This is a genomic window from Gordonia pseudamarae, assembly GCF_025273675.1.
Classification (GTDB): Bacteria; Actinomycetota; Actinomycetes; order Mycobacteriales; family Mycobacteriaceae; genus Gordonia; species Gordonia pseudamarae.
In genome coordinates this window covers 1,482,765-1,502,901 of sequence record NZ_CP045809.1, presented here as the reverse complement: position 1 = coordinate 1,502,901, position 20,137 = coordinate 1,482,765, and the positions used below count along the sequence as shown (strand labels likewise).

Below are 20,137 nucleotides of genomic sequence, written 5' to 3'. Positions count from 1 at the left end.
TGACTCCGGTCAGAATCTATACCGCGACCCTGCCGGGAGCCGCGCACGGGCCGGGTGCGGCGTCCCACCCACGATGTCGTCGGGCGCGTGTGACGTGCGAGGATGGGAGTACTACGCAATGCCGGCACGTTCCCCCGCTCGCCTTAGGAGGCCGACTTTCATGTCCGAATCAACCCATCAGGCTCCCGATCGCAACCTGGCCATGGAACTCGTCCGGGTCACCGAAGCCGCGGCGCTGGCCGCCGGTCGCTGGGTGGGCCGTGGAGACAAGAACGGCGGTGACGGGGCCGCTGTCGACGCGATGCGTGAGTTGCTCTCGACGGTGTCGATGCGCGGCGTCGTGGTGATCGGCGAGGGCGAGAAGGACGAGGCGCCGATGCTCTACAACGGCGAGGAAGTGGGCAACGGCGACGGTCCGGACTGCGATGTGGCGGTCGACCCGATCGACGGCACCACCCTGATGGCCGAGGGCCGTCCCAACTCGATCGCCGTGATCGCGGTCAGCGAGCGCGGCACCATGTACGACCCGTCCGCGGTGTTCTACATGAACAAGATCGCCGTGGGACCGGAGGCCAAGGGCGCCATCGATATCGACGCGTCAGTCGAGTGGAACGTCAAGTCGGTCGCGGGGGCCAAGGGCATCGACGTGGGCGATCTGACCGTGGTGGTGCTCGACCGTCCGCGGCACGCCGACCTGATCAGCGAGATCCGCGCCGCCGGCGCCAAGATCCGGCTCATCTCCGACGGCGACGTGGCGGGCGCGATCGCCGCCGCGGGTGACTACTCCACCGTCGACATGCTGATGGGCGTGGGCGGCACCCCCGAGGGCATCATCACCGCCGTCGCCATGAAGTGCATGGGCGGCGAGATCCAGGGCAAGCTGTGGCCGCGCGATGAGGCCGAGCGGCAGAAGGCCCTCGACGCCGGTCACGACCTCACCAGGGTGCTCACCAACGACATCCTCGTCTCCGGCGAGAACGCCTTCTTCTGCGCCACCGGTGTCACCAACGGCGACATGCTGCGCGGGGTCACCTACCGCCGCAACGGCGCCACGACCCGTTCGCTGGTGATGCGCTCGAAGTCCGGCACCATCCGCCGGATCGAGGCCGTGCACCAGACCAGCAAGCTGCGCGAGTACGCCCGCATCGACGTCTGACATCCCGCCCACCCGAGGATTAGGGTAGCCTTTCCATATTCGCAGGTCAGCGGCCTGCGAATATACGATTCGGCCTGTGAGTACAGCCCCGGATCCCGAGTTCCGCTATTCCGATCTCCTGCCGATCGGCACTGACGACACCCCGTACCGTCTGATCACGACGGACGGGGTGTCGACGTTCGAGGTCGACGGCCGCACATTCCTGAAGGTCGCCCCCGAGGCGTTGCAGAAGCTCACCGCTGCCGCCATCCACGACATCAGCCACTTCCTGCGGCCGGCGCACCTGGCCCAGCTGCGCAAGATCATCGACGACCCCGAGGCGTCGGGCAACGACCGGTTCGTGGCGCTCGATCTGCTCAAGAACGTGAACATCTCGGCCGGCGGCGTCCTGCCGATGTGCCAGGACACGGGCACCGCGATCGTGATGGGCAAGAAGTCCGAGGGCGTACTCACCGGCGCCGACGACGGCGAATGGATTTCGCGCGGCGTCTACGACGCGTACACGACGTTGAACCTGCGGTACTCGCAGAACGCGCCGCTGACCATGTTCGAGGAGCGCAACACCGGCACCAACCTGCCCGCGCAGGTGGAGATCTACGCCACCGAGCAGGGACCGAAGGGCCCGGAGTACAAGTTTCTGTTCATGGCCAAAGGCGGCGGCTCGGCCAACAAGTCATTCCTGTTCCAGGAGACCAAGGCCATCCTGAGCCCCAACAAGCTCCTCGACTACCTGGATCAGAAGATCCGGTCACTGGGCACCGCGGCCTGCCCGCCCTACCATCTGGCGGTGGTGATCGGCGGCACGTCGGCCGAGTTCGCTTTGAAGACGGCCAAATACGCTTCGGCCCACTACCTGGACACGCTGCCCACCGAGGGCTCGATGGCGGCCCACGGCTTCCGCGACATCGAACTGGAGGAGCAGATCTTCACGCTCACCCAGTCGTTCGGGATCGGCGCCCAGTTCGGCGGCAAGTACTTCTGCCACGATGTGCGTGCGATCCGCCTGCCACGGCACGGGGCATCGCTGCCTGTGGCCATCGCGGTCTCGTGTTCGGCCGACCGGCAGGCGCTCGGCAAGATCACCGCCGACGGCGTGTTCCTCGAACAACTCGAAACCGACCCGGCCCAGTACATGCCGGATGCGGGCGTCTCGGAGGAGATCGAGGGCGGCGCCGTCGTCGAGATCGACCTGAACCGGCCGATGCCCGAGATTCTCGCCGAACTCAGCAGGTACCCGGTCAAGACCCGGTTGTCGCTGACCGGTCCGCTGGTGGTGGCCCGCGACATCGCGCACGCCAAGATCAAGGAGCGCCTGGACGCGGGCGAACCGATGCCCGACTATCTGCGCGATCATCCGGTCTATTACGCGGGTCCGGCCAAGACGCCCGACGGTATGGCCTCGGGATCGTTCGGGCCCACCACCGCCGGGCGGATGGACAGCTATGTCGAACAGTTCCAGGCCGCGGGCGGCTCGATGGTGATGCTGGCCAAGGGAAACCGGTCCAAGCAGGTCACCGAGGCCTGCAGCGGCCACGGCGGCTTCTATCTCGGGTCGATCGGCGGCCCCGCGGCCCGGCTGGCGCTGGACTGTATCAAGAGTCAGGAGATCATCGAATACCCGGAGCTCGGCATGGAGGCGGTGTGGAAGATCGACGTCGAGAACTTCCCGGCATTTATCGTCGTCGACGACAAGGGTAATGATTTCTTCACCGATCCCGGTGGTGCGGTGAGTGTTCCCCTCGGCGGAATCCGCATCCGCTCCCGCGAGCGCTGAACCACTTGTGCGGTGAATCGGGTCGAATACGAGCCCCAATTCACCGCACAAGGGTCGACGGGGGTCAGTCTCCCGATACCGGAGGTGTGACGCCGTTGTCGGTCGCGTGGTACCTGATAACCGAGCCCTGACGTGCGGGGATCGGCATTCCGGTCCCCGCACGTAGGTCGTGATCCACTCCGGTTCCGACCACGGCCCGGACGGCGACGGCGCCCTCTGAACCACGACACCCGGTCTCCGCCATCCCTCCCAGTGCGCAATCCGATCGGTGTAGAGATAGTAGGTGCCGCCGTACATCACCATGTTCGGGCCCTCGTTGCCGCGTACGAGGCAATCCTGCACAGGCTTCCAGGGTCCGTATACGCTGCCTGATCGCCAGATCTCGTTGCACTGCCCGTCGCGTTTGATGTTGAGGTAGATCGTCGACCCGTCGGCGTAGAACGAGCCGTCGATGCGGTCTGTGGAGGGCACATTGAGGTGGATCTTGCGGGCCACACCGGGCACGAATATGATCTGCCTGCCGTTTGGCGTTCCCACTCAGGCCACACGCAGCTCGTTGACCTTCACGATGTACGGTTCCATCCGGTCCTTCTCGGGGCGCCCGTGCAGTTCGCCGTAGTAGCCGACCGAGAACACTATGTAGATGTCGCCGTTCGGTGCCTTGAACCAGTCCGGTGCGACCACATCGGTGCCATAACACGGCTTCTGGGCGTATCTGATCCCAGTGTAGTTGTCGCCGTTGAACATCCGACCTTCGGGCTTGGACCACGCCCGGGCGATACCATTCGGGACGATTTGATCCGTTCGGGCGACACCATCGGACAGAATTTGACCCGTACGGGCGACACCATCGGCAGCCATCCGGACAGGGCTATGAGTTGTGTCATATTTCGATCGGGCGACCTCGCCGTTCGGGCCGAACCACCACCGCAGTACGGTGGTGTAAGGACAACCTAATATCCGACGACGGAGGACCGGAGCAGCATGACCGAACCGCAGTACCGTATCGAGCACGACACCATGGGCGAGGTCAAGGTGCCCATCGACGCACTGTGGCGGGCCCAGACCCAGCGTGCAGTCGAGAATTTCCCGATCAGCTTCCGGCCCCTCGAACGCACTCAGATCCGCGCGATGGGCCTGCTCAAAGCGGCCTGCGCGCAGGTCAACAAGGACCTTGGCCTCCTCGAGGCCGACAAGGCCGAGGCGATCATCGCCGCCGCCACCGAGATCGCCGACGGCAAACACGACGACCAATTCCCCATCGACGTGTTCCAGACCGGGTCGGGCACCTCGTCGAACATGAACGCCAATGAGGTGATCGCGACGATCGCCAAGAACAACGGCGTCGACGTGCACCCCAACGATCACGTCAATATGTCGCAGTCGTCCAACGACACCTTCCCCACCGCCACCCACGTCGCGGCCACCGAGGCCGCGGTCACCGACCTCATCCCCGCCCTCGATCATCTGCGGCTGGCGCTGTTGGAGAAGTCGACGCAGTGGCGGGAAGTGGTCAAGAGCGGCCGCACCCACCTGATGGACGCCGTCCCGGTCACCCTGGGCCAGGAGTTCGCCGGCTACACCCGGCAGATCGAGGCGAGTGTCGAGCGGGTCACCGCCACCCTGTCGCGGGTCGGTGAACTGCCGATCGGCGGCACCGCTGTGGGCACCGGCCTCAACGCACCTGACGGATTCGGCACCAAGGTGGTGGCCGAGTTGCGCAAGCGCACCGGCGTCGACGCCCTGTCGCTGGCGAAGGACAACTTCGAGGCCCAGGCCGCCCGCGACGGCCTGGTGGAACTGTCCGGTCAGCTCAAGACGATCGCGGTGTCTCTCACCAAGATCGCCAACGACGTGCGTTGGATGGGGTCCGGTCCGCTCACCGGTCTCGGCGAGATCCAGCTGCCCGACCTGCAACCGGGCAGCTCCATCATGCCGGGCAAGGTCAATCCTGTTCTGCCCGAGGCCGTCACACAGGTGGCGGCGCAGGTCATCGGCAACGACGTCGCGGTCACCTGGGGCGGCGGCAACGGTGCGTTCGAGCTGAACGTGTACATACCGGTGATGGCCCGCAACGTGCTCGAGTCGATCAAGCTGCTGGCCAACGTATCCCGGCTGTTCGCCGATCGCTGCATCAGCGGCCTGGTGGCCAACGAGGAGCGGCTGCGCACCCTTGCCGAGAGCTCACCGTCGATCGTCACCCCGCTCAACAGCGCCATCGGTTACGAGGAGGCGGCGGCCGTGGCCAAGCAGGCGCTCAAGGAGGGCAAGACCATCCGGCAGACGGTCATCGATCGGGGCCTGATCGGCGACAACCTCAGCGAGGCCGAACTCGACAGCCGTCTCGACGTGCTCAAGATGGCCAACCTGGACCGTGAACGCTGAGCTGATGCCACAGCGCTGAGCTGTTCCCACAACGAAAGCTCCCATCCGCACGGTGAATTCACCACCGCGGATGGGAGCTTCTTATGCCTGACGGCTACGTGCTGCTGCCCGGAACCAGATCGGTGATCAAGGAAATCAGGAAGTTCACCAGATCACCGAATCCGTTGCCCTCACTGCTGACGGTCTCGGTGCCCGGGGTGTTGGCGGACTCGTCGGTCGGCGTGCCCTTGTTCACGCCGATCACGATCTTCGGGTTCTTGGCGGGGTCAAGCCAGCGCAGGATGTCGCGCATCGATCCTTCCTCGATCGCCACACCCCCTTCGGTGGGTGCGTGGTCGGTGACGTGCAGGAACATCGCCGACGCCTTGCCCGGGATCCGCTGCGGGTTGTGTGCGATGTTGACGGCGTAGTCGTACACCGGACCCGAGTTGTACAGGTTCTCGCTGTCGCCGCCCGGACTCCGCTCTGCGTGGACGTGCTTGTTGTAGGTCGGCGAGGACATGTCCGAATCCCACCAGTCCTGCGCGGTCACCTTGAAGTACGACATCGCGGTGCCCGGATTGTCCTTGCGGCCGAATGCCTGATCGAGGGCGTATGTACCCATCGGGGTGCGAGGCACATTGTCCTTGGCCTCCCCCATGCCCTGTGCACCGAGATAGGCGAGCATCGGACCGTAGACCGGCTTCCACGTGCCGGCGTCGTCTCGTTCGAACGCGGTCAGCTCACCGGTGGTGGCGGTGGCCTTGGCGGCGGTCACGACGATCGCCTGCCGGGTCTGGTTGGGACCGACCTTGTTCCGGCCCGTCCCCAGGAGGTTTCCGGCGAGGTTGTCGAGCACGGTGTCGAGCTCGGGAATGCCGGTCTTGGGCAGTGCCGAACCCGGCGGCGACGGGGTGCCGGCGGGTGCTGCCGCGGCCGAACCCGCACCGCCGAGCACGACGGTGACAAGACCGATCGAGATCAGTCCCACAAACCTCACAAACAACATCTGAAACTTCTGCACCAGGTCAGTGTGCCAGAGACAAGAGCCTGCTGCATATACCAAATAGTCACGATCCCGTACATTTCCGGTATCCGACCCGACCATCGCCCATCATCGATCGGAAGTCCCTCGATAATTAGGATTACCTAAGTATGCTCGCCTCATGTCGGCGAAACCACACCTGGGCGCAATCCAGGAAACACTGCTCATCCCGCTATACGGCCGGGCAAACGACGCCCGCAGGAAGAACAGCATCCTGCACGACACCACAGCAGCCGAGATGGTCGACTCGCTCGACTACGACTTCGACCAGCACGACACCCGCAATACCACCGGTTCGGTGTGGCGGGCCTCGATCTTCGACCAGTTCGTCCGCGACTTCCTCACCGATCACCCCGACGGCACCGTCGTCGACCTCGGTTGCGGCCTCAGCACCAGATCCGATCGTCTCGACAACGGCACCGCGCACTGGATCGATCTGGATGTTGCCGATTCGATCGCTTTGCGCCGCAACTTCTTCGACGACAGCGACCGGTACACGATGATCGCGGGATCAATCTTCGACACCGAGTGGTACGACCGGATTCCGCGCGAGCAACCGACACTCCTCCTGAGCGAGGCGGTTCTGCTGTACTTTCCCGAAGATCAGGTCCACAGCGCGCTGCGTTCGATCTCGACGGCCTTTCCCGGTGCACACCTGGCATTCGACACCGCGGGAAAGGCGATGTTCGAGGCACAGGACAAGACAAAGGTGTACGACAGCCTGTCCGCCCGTTTCCACTGGCAGTGCGACGATCCGGCCACATTGCAGCAGTTCGGTCTACGACTCACCTCGTCGTACAGCTTCGGCACTCCCCCGCCCACCGTCACCCGCACCTGGCCGGCGCTGCACCGCTACGGCATCAAGCTGGTCGGCCGATTCCCCATGTCCAAGTCGTACCGGTTCACCCTGTTCGAATGCACCCCGGCGCGGTGATCGTCACCTGACCAGATGATCGTAGGCTGGAAGGTATGGCGCAACCACGATGGATCACCGACACCAAACCCGGCCACAGCGAGTGGTACATCGAGCGGTTCCGGAAGATGGCCGCCGCCGGCGACGACCTCGCCGGCGAGGCCCGGCTGATCGACGCCATGGTCGGCAGGAACGCGCACATCCTCGACGCGGGGTGCGGACCGGGCCGCCTATCCGGCTACCTGCACGCCGTCGGGCATGCCGTGGTGGGCGTCGACGTCGACCCGAAGCTGATCGCCGCCGCCGAGCAGGACCACCCGGGCCCCACCTATCGGGTCGCGGATCTGTCCGAACTCGACCTGCCCGCCCAGGGGGTACACGAGCCATTCGACGCGATCGTGGCCGCGGGCAACGTCATGGTGTTCATCGCCCCCGACAGCGAGGCGCAGATCCTACGCCGACTGGCCGCCCATCTCAAGCCCGGCGGATTCATCGTCACCGGGTTCCACACCAACCGCGAACTCACCGTCGACGCCTTCGACGCGGCCGTCGCCGACGCCGGACTGACCGTCGACCAGCGGTTCGCCACCTGGGATCTCCGGCGCTGGCACGATACCGCGGACTTCGCGGTCACCGTCCTGCGGCACGCCGCCTCCGCCGGCTGAGGTGTTTCGAGGCTCGTCGCTTACGCTCCTCGCACCTCAACCGGCGGATGTGGCCGACACGGCCCCGGGCACCTCAACCGGCGGATGCAGGTTCACAGACCGGCACCGGGGGCGAACTCCTCCAGCATCTCGGTGACCAGTGCCGCGATCGGCGAACGCTCACTGCGCGTGAGGGTTACGTGTGCGAACAGTGGATGACCCTTGAGCTTCTCGATGACCGCGGCCACCCCGTCGTGCCTGCCGACGCGCAGATTGTCGCGCTGTGCCACGTCGTGGGTGAGCACAACTCGGGATCCTGATCCCAAGCGCGACAACACCGTCAGCAACACGTTGCGCTCGAGGGACTGCGCCTCGTCGACGATGACGAACGAATCGTGCAGCGATCTGCCCCGAATGTGGGTGAGCGGCAACACCTCCAGCATGCCGCGGCTGAGTACCTCCTCGATCACCTCGGGTGAGGCCAGGCCTTCGAGGGTGTCGAAGACCGCCTGCGCCCACGGCCCCATCTTCTCGGCCTCCCCACCGGGCAGGTAGCCGAGCTGTTGTCCGCCAACGGCATACAGCGGCCGAAAGACCACCACCTTGCGCTGGGTGCGGCGTTCGAGCACCGCCTCCAGTCCCGCGCACAGGGCCAGGGCCGACTTTCCCGTTCCCGCCTTGCCGCCGAGCGAGACGATTCCGACGGACTCGTCGAGCAGCAGATCCAGCGCCACCCGCTGTTCGGCCGAACGGCCGTGCAGGCCGAATGCCTCCCGATCGCCGCGCACCAGCTGTACCCGCTTGTCCGGATTGACCCGCGCCAATGCGCTGGAGGTGTTGCCCAGCAGCCGGATACCGGTGTGGCAGGGCAGCTCCCGCGCCGCGTCAAGATCGACGACACCCTCGGCGAACAGGGTGTCGATGACATGGGAGTCGACGTCAAGTTCGGTCATCCCCGACCACCCCGACACCACCACGTCCTGCGCGTGGTACTCGTCGGCGTCCAGACCGACCGCGCCGGCCTTGACCCGCAGCGGGGTGTCCTTGGACACCAAGGTCACCTCGCTGCCCTCCGCACGCAAATTGAGGGCGCACGCGAGGATTCTGGAATCGTTGGAGTCCGTGCGGAATCCGGCGGGCAGAACCGCGGGATCTGTGTGGTTGAGCTCGACTTGCAGGGTTCCGCCGCTCTCGCCGATGGGAATCGGCAGGTCCAGACGTCCGTGTTCGAGCCGGAGGTCGTCGAGCAGACGCAGTGCTTCGCGGGCGAACCAGCCGAGTTCGTGGTGATGGCGTTTGCCTTCGAGTTCGCTGATCACGACAAGCGGCAGAACCACGTGATGCTCGGCGAATCGCGTGACTGCCCAGGGATCGGACAGCAGCACGGAGGTGTCGATGACGTAGGTACGTGTGGTCACGTCGAACTCCTACGTTTGTGCGGCTCCCGCACAAACCAGTTGGCGGCGACCGGCCGGTTCCGTGGTCACACCCGGCAGATGCCGGGCGAACCGAGGACCGGGGCCGGCCCTCCCGCGCTGTTGCTACACACCACGTTTGAACCTCCCGGACGAACCGCTTCCACGCGGTCCGTCACTCGCCAACGTACGCGCCGCGCGGCGGTTCGGCTCGTCAGAATGGGTGCGTTCGCGTGAATTTCGCGTTAACGGGCCGTAGTGTGGGCACCAAGACAACCGTCGGTTGCCCCTCGGATCCACACGTGCGATCCGGGCCTACGAGGGTCGGCCGGCCGCTCGGTCCGCGAGCGCGGCCAGCGCGAGGATGCGTCCGCGGGCGGCCTCCGCGTCGTCGCTCAGTTCCTGCACCGATTCGAGTGTGAGCGCGTCGACCAGTGCGGCGGCCACCGCGCCGCGGGTGCCGTCGTTCTCGTAGTCGGCGATCAGCGCCCGCTCCGCGTCGAAGTCGGCCACATCGGCTCCGATCGCCTCCATGCCCGACAGGGCCCGGTCGATGGCCACGATCGCCGCTTCCTGGTCGGCGACGATCCCCGCACCCAGGAATGCTGCGAAGGTCCTGGCCTGCAGGGCGTCGTCGGCGGCTATCCTGCGCAGGATCTGGGCCAGGACCCCTTCGGAGACGGCCTCATCGATGCTGTCGGAGACAGCCTCACCGAGCCTGCGGACGAACGCCGCGCACTGGTGCTCGTGCACGGCCATGATGGCGAGCACGTCGAGCGGACCCACATCGGTGGCCGAACCCTCGTATTGCCGGAATCCGGCGGTCACGTGGATACGGCGGCGGACCTCGGCGTCAACCGGGTCGACGGCCCGGGTGACGACGAGGTAGTCGCGCAGGACGATGGCGTGCCGGTTGTCCTCGGCCGTCCACACACCGACCAGTTCGCGCCACGCCGAGAACACCGGAAAGTGCACGGCCAGCATCCGATGATAGGACGGCAGGTTGTCCTTGAGCAGCAAGAACGCCAGGACACCCGCGCGCACCTCGTCGGTCAGGGTCGCCTGACCGGGCTCCCAGTCGGAACCGCCGAGGAACGCGAAGTTGCGGCCCGCGTCCCACGGTACCCAATCGTGCGGGTTCCACGGCTGCGCCGCCGCCCGGTGGTCCTCGGCGATCTCCGGCAGCGCCTTCTCCAGTGCGAGGATCAGGTCGTCGTCGGAGAGCGCGTTGGTTCTGGGCTGGGCGTTCATGCCACGCACGATAGTGAATGGTCCCCCGTTGTGACGAATCCGGTGCAATTCCCGTCGCTGCGCTCGCCCCGGCACCTCCCGTCGCTGCGCTCGCCCCGGCACCTCCCGTCGCTGCGCTCGCCCCGGCACCTCCCGTCGCTGCGCTCGCCCCGGCGCGGTGTGCCAAATCGCCGTCAGATGCGGCTCATCAGTCCCCACTCCTCGAGTCCGTCGTACAGCGGGAAGTCGAGGGCGAGCTGCGAGACACGGGCGCGCAGCGCGGCGACATCGGCGCCGGTACCGGCGGCGAGCGCGGTACCGATGATGTCGGCGACCTCGGTGAACTGTTCGTCGCCGAACCCGCGGGTCGCCAGCGCCGGGGTGCCGATACGCAGACCCGAGGTGACCATCGGCGGGCGCGGATCGAACGGCACGGCGTTGCGGTTGACGGTGATGCCGACCTCGTGCAACAGGTCCTCTGCCTGCTGGCCGTCGAGTGCGCTGTGACGCAGGTCGACGAGCACCAGGTGGACGTCGGTGCCGCCGGTGAGCACCGAGACACCCGCCTTGGCCACATCCTCGCCGGTGAGCCGGTCGGCGAGTATCTTCGCCCCGGACAGGGTGCGGCGCTGACGCTCGGCGAACTCCTCGGTGCCGGCGATCTTGAGAGCGACGGCCTTGGCGGCGATCACGTGCATGAGCGGCCCGCCCTGCTGGCCGGGGAAGACCGCCGAGTTGAGCTTCTTGGCCCACTCCTGCTTGGCCAGGATGAGGCCCGAACGCGGCCCGCCGAGCGTCTTGTGCACGGTTGAGGACACCACATCCGAATGCGGGACGGGCGAGGGGTGCAGGCCCGCGGCGACAAGTCCGGCGAAGTGCGCCATGTCGGTCCACAGGTAGGCGCCGACCTCGTCGGCGATCGACCGGAACGCCGCGAAGTCGAGGGTGCGCGGGTAGGCCGACCAGCCTGCGACGATCACCTTGGGCTTGGTGTCGAGGGCGATCTTGCGCACCTCGTCCATATCGACGCGGAAGTCTTCCTTGCTGACGCCGTAGAAGGCGTTCTCGTACAGCTTGCCCGAGAAGTTCAGGCGCATGCCGTGCGTGAGGTGGCCGCCGTGGGCCAGGTCGAGGCCGAGCAACGTCTCGCCGGGCTCCATGAGCGCCTGCAGCACGGCGGCGTTGGCCTGGGCACCCGAATGCGGCTGCACGTTGGCGAAGTCGGCGGCGAACAGTTCTTTGGCACGGCTGCGGGCGATGTCCTCGACGACGTCGACGTGCTCGCAACCCCCGTAGTAGCGGCGACCCGGGTAACCCTCGGCGTACTTGTTGGTCAGGACACTGCCCTGAGCCTGCAGGACCGCACGCGGCACGAAGTTCTCCGACGCGATCATTTCCAGCGTGTCACGCTGGCGACTGAGCTCGCCGGCCATCGCGGCCGCGACGTCGGGGTCGAGTTCGGCGAGGGAAAGCGCATTCACGGAATCAGGGTTCTGCGTCATGGCGATCAGTGTAGTTTGCGCACCACGCGGCGATTTCTCTGATCCCGGTACGCGCGATCACCGCGCGAGTTCGGCGCGCAGTGACGCCGGGATGAGCGGTTCGTCGAGCAGCCGACCGAACCTGCGCAGGCGCGCGTCGTCGTCGGTGGCCACATCCAGCCAGGTCTGCAGCAGCCGGTAGCCCTCGACGTAGGTGGAGATGTATGCCCGCCACAGCGGAGAGGTCACAAAGCGCAGCATCTGCCGGGCGCGTTCGGGTGTGGCCAGCAGCCAGCGTTGCAGGAAGGCGGCCGCCTCGTCGTCGCCACGTCCCTGATCGTGCAACAGCAGCGCCGCATCCTGGCGCACCGACAGCAGGTCCGCGGTGGCCTTGCCGACCCGGGAGACGCGTTCGGCATCGAACCGCAGACCGAGATCGGCGTAGATCTCCTGCGCCCACGACGGCCAGTCCGCGCCGATCGCGGCGTGCAGCGCGTGGTCGGCCAGTCCCTCGGCCATCAGGCATTGCGGGGTGTTGACCAGGAAGATGGTCTGCTCGCGTTGACCCCCGCCGACCAGGATCTCCTCCTTGCGGCAGTGCTCGGTGTGATGACCGGGGTATGCCTCGTGCGCGATCAGGTGCGGCAGGTTCGACATGTGCTGGGTCAGATCGGTGTTGATCGCCACCTTCGACCGATAGTCACCGAGATAATAGTTGAATCCGGACCACGGTTTGTCGCCCACCACCTCGAACTCGACGATCTCCGAATCCGGCAGCGGAAAGGTCGCACGCACCCGTTCGCGCAGCGCACCGCTGAACGCCCGTACGCAGTCGTCCACGCGGTCGGCGGGGATCTCGTCGGACCGCCGGTGGGCGGCATAGGCCTCGGCCAGCCGCTCGCCGGTCGCCCCGGGGACGTCGAGGGCTTCGGCGAGCCGGGCGTGGGCATCGCGATAGAGCCCGGGATCGCCGGGGCTGATGTCGACGTCGAAGTAGCTCTTGACCTCGTCCACGAAGCCGATGTCCTCGCCGGCAAACTTGCGGGCCGAGCATTCCAGGGCCCGCAGATGCGCGGCGACGAACCCGGCCCGTGCGGAGTCCGACTGATCGTCGACCCGCGCCAGCAATGACCGGGCCCGCCGGGCCAGCTCGGCGGGTTCGGGGGCGGGCGCGTCCGCCACCTGCGCACGCAGCGCCCGATCACCGGTGTAGGCGTCGACGAAGCCCTCTTCGAGCCGGTCGAAGGCCAGCCCGAGACGCAGATAGTCGTCGACGAGTTCGCCGGAAAGTTCGTCGGCGTGTGCCGGGGCAGCATCCATACCTCCGCAGGCTACCGACCGCGCCGAAAAGCCGCCGACCGGTGTGGTTCTAGACTGTCCGCATGTCGACACCGGCAAGCACAACCGAGCAGATCAGCTGGTCGCCCCGTTCCCTGCCCGGGGACCGCGGCTGATGGGGCGGCCCGGGGCCGACCGCGACCCGAGCCTGTATCTGGAGCTCGATCGAAAACAGTGGCGCGACCTGCGTAATTCTATGCCGATGGTGCTCAACGAGGACGAACTCGAGCAGCTCACCGGCCTCGGTGAGCAGATCGACCTGACCGAGGTCGCCGAGGTCTATCTGCCGCTGTCCCGTCTGATCCACCTGCAGGTGGCGGCCCGGCAACGGTTGTTCGCCGCCACTTCGACGTTCCTCGGTGAACGGCAGACCAATCGGCAGGTGCCGTTCGTCATCGGCATCGCCGGCAGTGTGGCCGTCGGCAAGTCGACGACCGCGCGTGTGCTGGCCGCGCTGCTGGCCCGGTGGGAGTCGCACCCCAAGGTCGATCTGGTCACCACGGACGGTTTTCTGCTGCCCACCGCGCAACTGCAGCGACGGGGACTGATGCACCGCAAGGGTTTTCCCGAGTCCTACGATCGGCGGGCGTTGCTGCGATTCGTCACCGAAGTCAAGTCGGGTGCCCGCGAGGTGACCGCACCGGTGTATTCGCACATCACCTACGACATCGTGCCCGATGTGCGGCACTACATCCGTCAGCCCGACATCCTGATCCTGGAGGGGCTCAACGTCTTGCAGACAGGTCCGACGCTCACCGTGTCGGACCTGTTCGACTTCTCGGTGTATGTGGACGCCAAGACCGACGACATCGAGAAGTGGTACATCTCACGTTTTCTGCAGATGCGGACCACTGCGTTCGCCGACCCCAATTCGCATTTCCACCTGTACTCATCGCTCTCGGACGAACAGGCACAGGTCGCCGCGCGTGACATCTGGACCTCCATCAACCGGCCCAACCTGATCGAGAACATCCTGCCGACCCGGCCGCGCGCAACCCTGGTGTTGCGCAAGGACACCGACCATTCGATCAACCGGGTCCGGTTGCGCAAGATCTAGCCGGAAGGTCCGGACTACTTGCCGAACCTCCGGGTGCGGGCGGAGAAGTCGCGCAGCGCGCGCAAGAAGTCCACGCGCCGGAACTCGGGCCAGTAAGCGTCGGTGAACCAGATCTCCGAGTAGGCGCTCTGCCAGAGCAGGAAGCCCGACAACCGCTGCTCGCCGGAGGTGCGGATCACCAGGTCCGGGTCGGGCTGGCCACCGGTGTACAGGTTACGGTCGATGGCCTCGACGGTGACGGCCCCGATGATCTCGTCCACGCTGTCGCCGGCGGCGGCGCGTTCGCGCAACAGTGCCTGCACGGCGTCGACGATCTCCTGCCGGCCGCCGTAGCCGACGGCGACGTTGACGTTCATGCCGCCGTGGTCGGTGGTCCGTTCGGATGCCCTGCGCAGTCGTTCGGCGACGTCCTCGGGCAGGGGGTCGAGGGTGCCGACGATCCGTACCTGCCAGTTGCCGGTCGGACGGGCGATCTCGTCGACGATGTCGGGCACGATCTCCATCAGCGCGTCGAGCTCATCGGACTTGCGGCTTAGGTTCTCGATCGAGAGCAGGTAGATGGTGACAGTGCCGATACCGAGGTCGGCGCACCAGCCGAGCATGTCGGCAATCCGCTGGGCACCGACCCGGTGTCCGTGGCTGACGTCCTCGAAACCGGCTTCGCGCGCCCAGCGCCGGTTGCCGTCGCAGATGATGGCGACATGGTGCGGAAAGCCGGCGGGGTCCAGGTCGTTGAGGACACGACGCTCGTAGAGCGACAGGATCGGCCGGCGCACACGGTCGGGTAGCAGCTTCATCGCATCGGCCGTTCGCCGCGTTCACCGGGGTGTGCCATCACCCACGACACATTACGCGCCGACTGTGGCCGGCCCCCGGAACGCCGTGGACTGCGCGCAACGCTACCGTTTACCCCGCCGCCGAACCTACGGTACCGTAGGTTTGTGAGCATTCCGGCAGCCGTTCCCACGGCCACCAGCGCGACCGACCTGATCAAGCCCCGCCTGCGCGGGGTCATCCACTCCTACGCCGCCGTCGTCGCCGCGTTCGCCGGAGCGGGCGTCGTCGTCGGCGCCGCCGCCCTGCGCGATGCCGCGGCAACCCTCGCGTGCACCGTATACGCGATCACCATCGTCGGACTGTTCGCGGTGAGCGCCTTTTACCACCGCCTGTCGTGGAAGTCGCCGCGCGCCCACGTCCGGATGAAGCGCGCCGACCATTCGATGATCTTCCTGTTCATCGCCGGCACCTACACCCCGTTCTGCCTGATGGCATTGCCGTCTCCGGTCAACTGGTGGGTGCTGGCCGTCGTGTGGGCGGGCGCGATCAGCGGTGTGACGCTCAAGATCGCGTGGCCGGGTTCACCGCGCTGGCTCGGGGTATCGCTGTACATCCTGCTCGGCTGGGTGATCATCGCCGTCTCCCCCACACTCGTCGACCACTCCTCGGCGGCGGTGCTCGTACTGCTCGCCGTCGGCGGCGTGTTCTATAGCGTCGGCGGTGTCCTGTACGCCGCGAAGTGGCCCGATCCGTGGCCGTCGAGTTTCGGGCACCACGAGGTCTTCCACGCCTGCACCGCGGTCGCCGCCACCCTGCACTACATCGCCGTCTGGCTGGTGCTCGCCGCCTGAGCACGCCACCGGGCAGCCGCGGCACGGCCGGTCGGCGCGATAAACCCACCGCGAGGGTGACCGGTGGCCGACTGCCCCGTGACGGTTAGTCTCCATCCATGGATTCGGAGGGCGGACCGCGCGTGGCGGGCACCGATGTGCCCGCCCGTGGCCACCGTCACGATCCACTCCGCACCCTCGCCCGCATCCGGGGCGCGGTGATCGGTGCCGGATCCGCCGGTACCGCGATAGGTGCGCACACCATCGGTCATGGCATGCTCCCCGACACCGGCTCGCTGATCCTGATGGTCGCGGTGTGCGGGGCGCTGGGCCGGGCGGTGGCCGGCCGATCTCCGCGGGGCGGCATGGGTGTGGTCTCGTTCGCCGGACTCCTCATCGCCGGCCAGGTGCTGGCGCATTGTTCGATGGCGGGTCTGAGCGGTGAGTTGCCCACGCATGGCGGGGTGCTGATGCTGGTCGCACACATGGGCGCGACCATGCTCACCGTCGGCGTGTGGGCGCTGGTCGAGGCCACCGCCTATCCGCTGCTGGTGGCGGTGCTGGCCGCCGTGATGGCGCTGGCGACGTTCGCCGGACTGACCAGGCTCCCCGTCCCCACCGCGGACCTGCGGTTGTCGTGGACCGCCCGGCGCGGCGATCAGAGGCCGCTCGGGCGCGGCAGGCGTGTGCCGTGTGCCGACGGAACCCGGGGCCCGCCGTGCGGCCCGGTTCCCGCATTCACCTCAGGCTGACCCGCGACCTCTGTTCGGCGGGCGGCCATCTCACGCAGCCCGAAAGGCAGATTTCGTCATGTCCGTGATCGATCATTCCCCCTCCGCCGGAACCGGCGCGGCGGATCCGTCCCCGCCCCGGTCCTGGGTTCCACTACTCAAACGCCTGCACTTCTACGCGGGCATTCTCATCGCGCCGTTCCTGTTGGTGGCCGCCGTGACCGGCGGCCTGTACGCGGTGGCGCCCACCGTCGAAAAGTTTGTCTACGCCGACCTGCTCACCACCGATTCGTCCGGTTCTCCTGCGCCGCTGGCCGATCAGGTGCGTGCCGCACAGCTTCGATTCCCCGATCTGATGGTCTCGGCGGTGCGTCCACCCGCGTCGGCCGGGGACACCACGCGGGTGCTGTTCGCCGACCCGTCTCTCGGCGAGTCGGAGACCCGGGCAGTGTTCATCGACCCGGTGAGCACCGACGTGGTGGGCGATTCGGTCTCCTACGGGAGTGCCGCCGCCTTGCCGCTGCGCACGTGGCTGTCGGGCCTGCACCGCAATCTGCATCTGGGCGAACCGGGCAGGCTGTACAGCGAACTGGCCGCGTCGTGGTTGTGGGTGGTGGCGCTCGGCGGGTTGATGCTGTGGGTGGCGCGGTACCGGAACAAGCGCCGCAACAACCCGGCCAAGGCCCGGCTGGCCACCGTCGACCGCTCCGCCCGCGGACGGACCCGCAATCTGAATTGGCATGGTGTGTTGGGTATCTGGATCGCCCTGGGCCTGCTGATGCTGTCGGCCACCGGGCTGACCTGGTCGCGCTATGCCGGTGAGAACGTCGGCGACCTGCGTTCGGCACTGAGCTGGACGACGCCGTCGGTGAACACCGACCTCGGTGCCGAGCCCGACGCGCCGTCGTCGGGCGGTGGTCACGATCACGGCCACGGCGCGTCGTCGTCCGGTGCCGACACGACCGTGGTGACACGCAACGTCGGGCGTCTCGATGCGGTGCTGGCCGCCGCGCGAGAAGCCGGTATCGACGACGCCGTCCAGGTGGGCATCCCGTCGACGCCGCACACCGCGTTCACCGTGACCGAGGTCCGCCGGGAATGGCAGCTGTCACCGAGTTCGGTTGCAGTGGAAGGTGATAGCGGCGACATTGTCGACATCTCCTGGTTTGGCGACTGGCCGTTGGCGGCGAAGCTCACCACCTGGGGGATCGCCCTGCACATGGGCCTGTTGTTCGGCCTGGCCAGTCAGCTCGCCCTCGCCGCGCTGGCGGTGGTACTGGTGATCGTCATCGTGCGCGGCTACGCGATGTGGTGGCAACGACGGCCGCGCAACGAATCCCGACCCACGGGCACTCCGCCGGTTCGTGGCCCCTGGCGCCGGGTTCCGCCCGCCGCCGGTGTCGCGGGCCTCGTGGCCGTGGTGGCGGTCGGCTGGTTCCTGCCGCTGCTCGGCATTCCGCTGCTGGTGTTCCTCTCGGCCGACGGCGCCGTCGGGGCCTGGACACGGCACCGGGCCACCATGACATAGCCGACGGCCGCGACATAGCCGACGGCCGCCTTCCGGAGTGACCGTTCCGCCCACAGCGGCACCGTTCCGCTGTGGGCGGCACCCGGTGGTCGCCGGGCCCGCATACCGGCAGCATCGGGGCATGAGCGATGAGAAACGAAACCTGCCGCTGAGCAAGGCGACAGCGGAAAGCCTGCTGAACCAGCGGATTCTGATGCTCGATTCAGCCCTCGACGACGAGATCGGCAGCCAGCTGTGTGCGCAGCTGGTGTTGCTGTCGGCACACGACCCGACCGCCGACATCGCGCTATGGATCAATTCGCCGGGCGGCTCGGTACCCGCGATGCTGGCCATCGCAGACACCATGGACGTGATCCCCAACGACGTGGCGACGGTGAACCTCGGAATGGCCTACAGCGCGGGACAATTCCTGCTGTGCTGCGGCACTCCCGGCAAACGATACGCCCTCCCGCACGCGAAAGTGCTACTGCACCAAGGGTCCGCCGGGATCGGCGGCTATGCTCCCGATATCGAACTGCAGGCCGACGATTTGCGGCATGTCCGCGACACCGTGCTGGGCTTGATCGCCGCCCGAACCGGTCAACCGATGGACCGGATTTTCGATGACTCACTGCGCGACCATGTGTTCACCGCGCAGGAATCCATTGACTACGGATTCATCGACCACATCGTCGACGGTGTCGCCCAGGTCCGCCCCCATGCCCCCGCCGCATCAGGATTCGGAGTGTCCCGATGAGTACCTACACCATTCCCAATGTCATCAGCCGCACCCCGCAGGGCGAACGGGTGATGGACGTGTACAGCCGCCTGCTCGACGACCGGATCATCTACCTGGGCACCGAGATCGACGACGGGGTCGCGAACACGTTGATCGCGCAGATCCTGCACCTGGACTCGGACAATCCCGAAGCACCCATCGACCTGTACATCAACTCACCCGGCGGTTCGGTGATGGCCACGTTCGCGCTGTACGACACCATGCAGTACTGCCATGCCCCAATCGCCACCACCTGTGTGGGACAAGCACTCTCGACCACGGCACTGCTCCTGGCCGCGGGAACCCCGGGGCGCCGCTCGGTCCTCCCGCATGCCCGTGTCCTGCTGCACCAGCCGTCCGGGCAGGGCCGTGGCACCATCCCCGACCTGATCCTGGCCGCCGAGGAGATCCTGCGCACCCGCGAGGAGATCGAACAGGCCCTGAGCCGGCACACCGGCCAAGACGTGGACACACTGCGCCGAGACACCGACCGTGACCGCATCCTGCGCGCCCAGGAGATCGTCGACTACGGCATCGCCGACCAGATCATCGATACGCGAACCCGGGGTCAGGCCGCCAGCGCGTAGGGGCCCCGGCGGATCGGTGTGGCGGGTACGGCGACGGGAGCACTCGACACCGATCGCAGGACCGGCACCGGCCGCGTTCGGCGCACGAGTTCGACGGCCACCTCGCGGACCAGATCGACGAGGGTGAGACCGAGTGCCCCGGCAACGGCCGCGAGCACCTCCGACGACGCATCCTTGCGGCCGCGTTCGAGCTCCGACAGGTACTGGGTGGACACACCGGCACGCCGCGAGGCCTCGACGAGACGTTCGCCGCGCTCGTGCCGGTGCCGGCGCAACACGCGACCGGTCACCTCACGCCACAGCGGTTCGGGATAGGTATCATTGCCGGTCATACCCGCGATGGTAGCCATCGCACACCGATCGTGCCGCCCCGTTCTGCTCAGAGCAGACCGGGCTCAAGGTTGACCCCACACCGCTGATTGAGGCACGAGCACACGTCACCCATCCCGCTGGTTGAGGCACGAGCTCACGCCTCAACCGGCAAAAATGGGGCCCACTCTCGTATGCGTC

19 protein-coding genes are annotated in these 20,137 nt (G+C 66.9%); 11 read left to right on the top strand and 8 right to left on the bottom strand.

The window, feature by feature from the left end; translation table 11 throughout:
• The first annotated feature begins 160 nt into the window (after positions 1-160).
• The gene (gene glpX / locus GII31_RS06675; protein WP_213247931.1) at positions 161-1,156 is read left to right on the top strand and encodes a class II fructose-bisphosphatase; all 996 of its coding nucleotides are present in this window, start codon (positions 161-163) and stop codon (positions 1,154-1,156) included.
• A gap of 76 nt (positions 1,157-1,232) precedes the next feature.
• Positions 1,233-2,930: a fumarate hydratase gene (locus tag GII31_RS06670; protein WP_213247929.1), complete on the top strand. Its 1,698-nt coding sequence runs from the start codon at positions 1,233-1,235 to the stop codon at positions 2,928-2,930.
• 537 nt (positions 2,931-3,467) lie between these two features.
• Here the strand turns inward: GII31_RS06670 and GII31_RS06665 are convergent.
• Positions 3,468-3,677 (bottom strand): hypothetical protein, encoded by a 210-nt coding sequence (locus GII31_RS06665; RefSeq protein ID WP_213247926.1) that lies wholly within the window; start codon positions 3,675-3,677, stop codon positions 3,468-3,470.
• A 237-nt stretch (positions 3,678-3,914) separates the two neighbouring features.
• Between GII31_RS06665 and GII31_RS06660 the strand changes: the two genes are divergently transcribed.
• Positions 3,915-5,315, top strand: coding sequence for a class II fumarate hydratase (locus GII31_RS06660; RefSeq protein ID WP_213247924.1), 1,401 nt, complete (start codon positions 3,915-3,917; stop codon positions 5,313-5,315).
• Positions 5,316-5,409: 94 nt separating this feature from the next.
• Here GII31_RS06660 and GII31_RS06655 read toward each other — a convergent pair whose 3' ends face one another.
• Entirely contained in the window at positions 5,410-6,303 is an 894-nt protein-coding gene (locus GII31_RS06655) for a L,D-transpeptidase family protein (RefSeq protein ID WP_213249956.1), read from the bottom strand.
• A 157-nt stretch (positions 6,304-6,460) separates the two neighbouring features.
• On the opposite strand from GII31_RS06655, the gene GII31_RS06650 reads away from it, so the two are divergent.
• A complete protein-coding gene (locus GII31_RS06650) occupies positions 6,461-7,273 on the top strand; it encodes a class I SAM-dependent methyltransferase (RefSeq protein WP_213247922.1) in 813 nt (270 codons plus the stop codon).
• A 35-nt stretch (positions 7,274-7,308) separates the two neighbouring features.
• The gene (locus GII31_RS06645) at positions 7,309-7,917 is read left to right on the top strand and encodes a class I SAM-dependent methyltransferase (protein ID WP_213247920.1); all 609 of its coding nucleotides are present in this window, start codon (positions 7,309-7,311) and stop codon (positions 7,915-7,917) included.
• A 92-nt stretch (positions 7,918-8,009) separates the two neighbouring features.
• Here GII31_RS06645 and GII31_RS06640 read toward each other — a convergent pair whose 3' ends face one another.
• The 4 genes from GII31_RS06640 to GII31_RS06625 form a co-directional block, all read right to left on the bottom strand.
• The gene (locus GII31_RS06640; protein WP_260840349.1) at positions 8,010-9,314 is read right to left on the bottom strand and encodes a PhoH family protein; all 1,305 of its coding nucleotides are present in this window, start codon (positions 9,312-9,314) and stop codon (positions 8,010-8,012) included.
• Positions 9,315-9,626: 312 nt separating this feature from the next.
• Positions 9,627-10,562, bottom strand: a complete 936-nt coding sequence (locus tag GII31_RS06635; RefSeq protein WP_260840348.1) for an acyl-ACP desaturase — start codon at positions 10,560-10,562, stop codon at positions 9,627-9,629.
• A 173-nt stretch (positions 10,563-10,735) separates the two neighbouring features.
• Positions 10,736-12,043, bottom strand: a complete 1,308-nt coding sequence (glyA, locus tag GII31_RS06630) for a serine hydroxymethyltransferase (RefSeq protein WP_213247914.1) — start codon at positions 12,041-12,043, stop codon at positions 10,736-10,738.
• Positions 12,044-12,100: 57 nt separating this feature from the next.
• Positions 12,101-13,342 (bottom strand): DUF885 domain-containing protein, encoded by a 1,242-nt coding sequence (locus GII31_RS06625; protein WP_213247912.1) that lies wholly within the window; start codon positions 13,340-13,342, stop codon positions 12,101-12,103.
• A 133-nt stretch (positions 13,343-13,475) separates the two neighbouring features.
• Here GII31_RS06625 and coaA point away from each other — a divergent pair, with 133 nt between their 5' ends.
• Entirely contained in the window at positions 13,476-14,417 is a 942-nt protein-coding gene (gene coaA, locus GII31_RS06620) for a type I pantothenate kinase (RefSeq protein ID WP_213247910.1), read from the top strand.
• 14 nt (positions 14,418-14,431) lie between these two features.
• On the opposite strand, the gene GII31_RS06615 is transcribed toward coaA, so the two are convergent.
• Positions 14,432-15,214, bottom strand: a complete 783-nt coding sequence (locus GII31_RS06615; RefSeq protein ID WP_213247908.1) for an isoprenyl transferase — start codon at positions 15,212-15,214, stop codon at positions 14,432-14,434.
• Positions 15,215-15,358: 144 nt separating this feature from the next.
• Between GII31_RS06615 and trhA the strand changes: the two genes are divergently transcribed.
• From trhA to GII31_RS06590, 5 genes are all read left to right on the top strand, one after another.
• Positions 15,359-16,045 carry a PAQR family membrane homeostasis protein TrhA gene (gene trhA / locus GII31_RS06610; protein ID WP_213247906.1) on the top strand — a complete coding sequence of 229 codons (687 nt, stop codon included), beginning with the start codon at positions 15,359-15,361 and terminating at the stop codon, positions 16,043-16,045.
• A 98-nt stretch (positions 16,046-16,143) separates the two neighbouring features.
• Positions 16,144-16,776 (top strand): hypothetical protein, encoded by a 633-nt coding sequence (locus tag GII31_RS06605; RefSeq protein ID WP_213247898.1) that lies wholly within the window; start codon positions 16,144-16,146, stop codon positions 16,774-16,776.
• A 58-nt stretch (positions 16,777-16,834) separates the two neighbouring features.
• Positions 16,835-18,283: a PepSY-associated TM helix domain-containing protein gene (locus GII31_RS06600; RefSeq protein WP_213247896.1), complete on the top strand. Its 1,449-nt coding sequence runs from the start codon at positions 16,835-16,837 to the stop codon at positions 18,281-18,283.
• Between the two features lie 121 nt (positions 18,284-18,404).
• Positions 18,405-19,019, top strand: a complete 615-nt coding sequence (locus GII31_RS06595; protein WP_213247894.1) for a ClpP family protease — start codon at positions 18,405-18,407, stop codon at positions 19,017-19,019.
• Entirely contained in the window at positions 19,016-19,627 is a 612-nt protein-coding gene (locus GII31_RS06590) for a ClpP family protease (RefSeq protein WP_213247892.1), read from the top strand. The genes GII31_RS06595 and GII31_RS06590 overlap by 4 nt, the downstream gene beginning before the upstream one ends.
• Here GII31_RS06590 and GII31_RS06585 read toward each other — a convergent pair.
• A complete protein-coding gene (locus tag GII31_RS06585; RefSeq protein ID WP_213247890.1) occupies positions 19,609-19,959 on the bottom strand; it encodes a helix-turn-helix domain-containing protein in 351 nt (116 codons plus the stop codon). The two genes, GII31_RS06590 and GII31_RS06585, sit on opposite strands and share 19 nt — an antisense overlap.
• Positions 19,960-20,137 lie beyond the last annotated feature (178 nt).

What these genes read in the sequence shown, in the direction of transcription:
- GII31_RS06645 (WP_213247920.1), top strand. Translation starts at nt 7,309, where the DNA reads ATGGCGCAACCACGATGGATCACCGACACCAAACCCGGCCACAGCGAG.
- glyA (WP_213247914.1), bottom strand. Translation starts at nt 12,043, where the DNA reads ATGACGCAGAACCCTGATTCCGTGAATGCGCTTTCCCTCGCCGAACTC.
- GII31_RS06590 (WP_213247892.1), top strand. Translation starts at nt 19,016, where the DNA reads ATGAGTACCTACACCATTCCCAATGTCATCAGCCGCACCCCGCAGGGC.
- GII31_RS06625 (WP_213247912.1), bottom strand. Translation starts at nt 13,342, where the DNA reads ATGGATGCTGCCCCGGCACACGCCGACGAACTTTCCGGCGAACTCGTC.
- coaA (WP_213247910.1), top strand. Translation starts at nt 13,476, where the DNA reads ATGGGGCGGCCCGGGGCCGACCGCGACCCGAGCCTGTATCTGGAGCTC.
- GII31_RS06595 (WP_213247894.1), top strand. Translation starts at nt 18,405, where the DNA reads ATGAGCGATGAGAAACGAAACCTGCCGCTGAGCAAGGCGACAGCGGAA.
- GII31_RS06600 (WP_213247896.1), top strand. Translation starts at nt 16,835, where the DNA reads ATGTCCGTGATCGATCATTCCCCCTCCGCCGGAACCGGCGCGGCGGAT.
- GII31_RS06635 (WP_260840348.1), bottom strand. Translation starts at nt 10,562, where the DNA reads ATGAACGCCCAGCCCAGAACCAACGCGCTCTCCGACGACGACCTGATC.
- GII31_RS06665 (WP_213247926.1), bottom strand. Translation starts at nt 3,677, where the DNA reads ATGTTCAACGGCGACAACTACACTGGGATCAGATACGCCCAGAAGCCG.
- glpX (WP_213247931.1), top strand. Translation starts at nt 161, where the DNA reads ATGTCCGAATCAACCCATCAGGCTCCCGATCGCAACCTGGCCATGGAA.
- GII31_RS06660 (WP_213247924.1), top strand. Translation starts at nt 3,915, where the DNA reads ATGACCGAACCGCAGTACCGTATCGAGCACGACACCATGGGCGAGGTC.
- GII31_RS06585 (WP_213247890.1), bottom strand. Translation starts at nt 19,959, where the DNA reads ATGACCGGCAATGATACCTATCCCGAACCGCTGTGGCGTGAGGTGACC.
- GII31_RS06655 (WP_213249956.1), bottom strand. Translation starts at nt 6,303, where the DNA reads ATGTTGTTTGTGAGGTTTGTGGGACTGATCTCGATCGGTCTTGTCACC.
- GII31_RS06615 (WP_213247908.1), bottom strand. Translation starts at nt 15,214, where the DNA reads ATGAAGCTGCTACCCGACCGTGTGCGCCGGCCGATCCTGTCGCTCTAC.
- GII31_RS06605 (WP_213247898.1), top strand. Translation starts at nt 16,144, where the DNA reads ATGGATTCGGAGGGCGGACCGCGCGTGGCGGGCACCGATGTGCCCGCC.
- GII31_RS06650 (WP_213247922.1), top strand. Translation starts at nt 6,461, where the DNA reads ATGTCGGCGAAACCACACCTGGGCGCAATCCAGGAAACACTGCTCATC.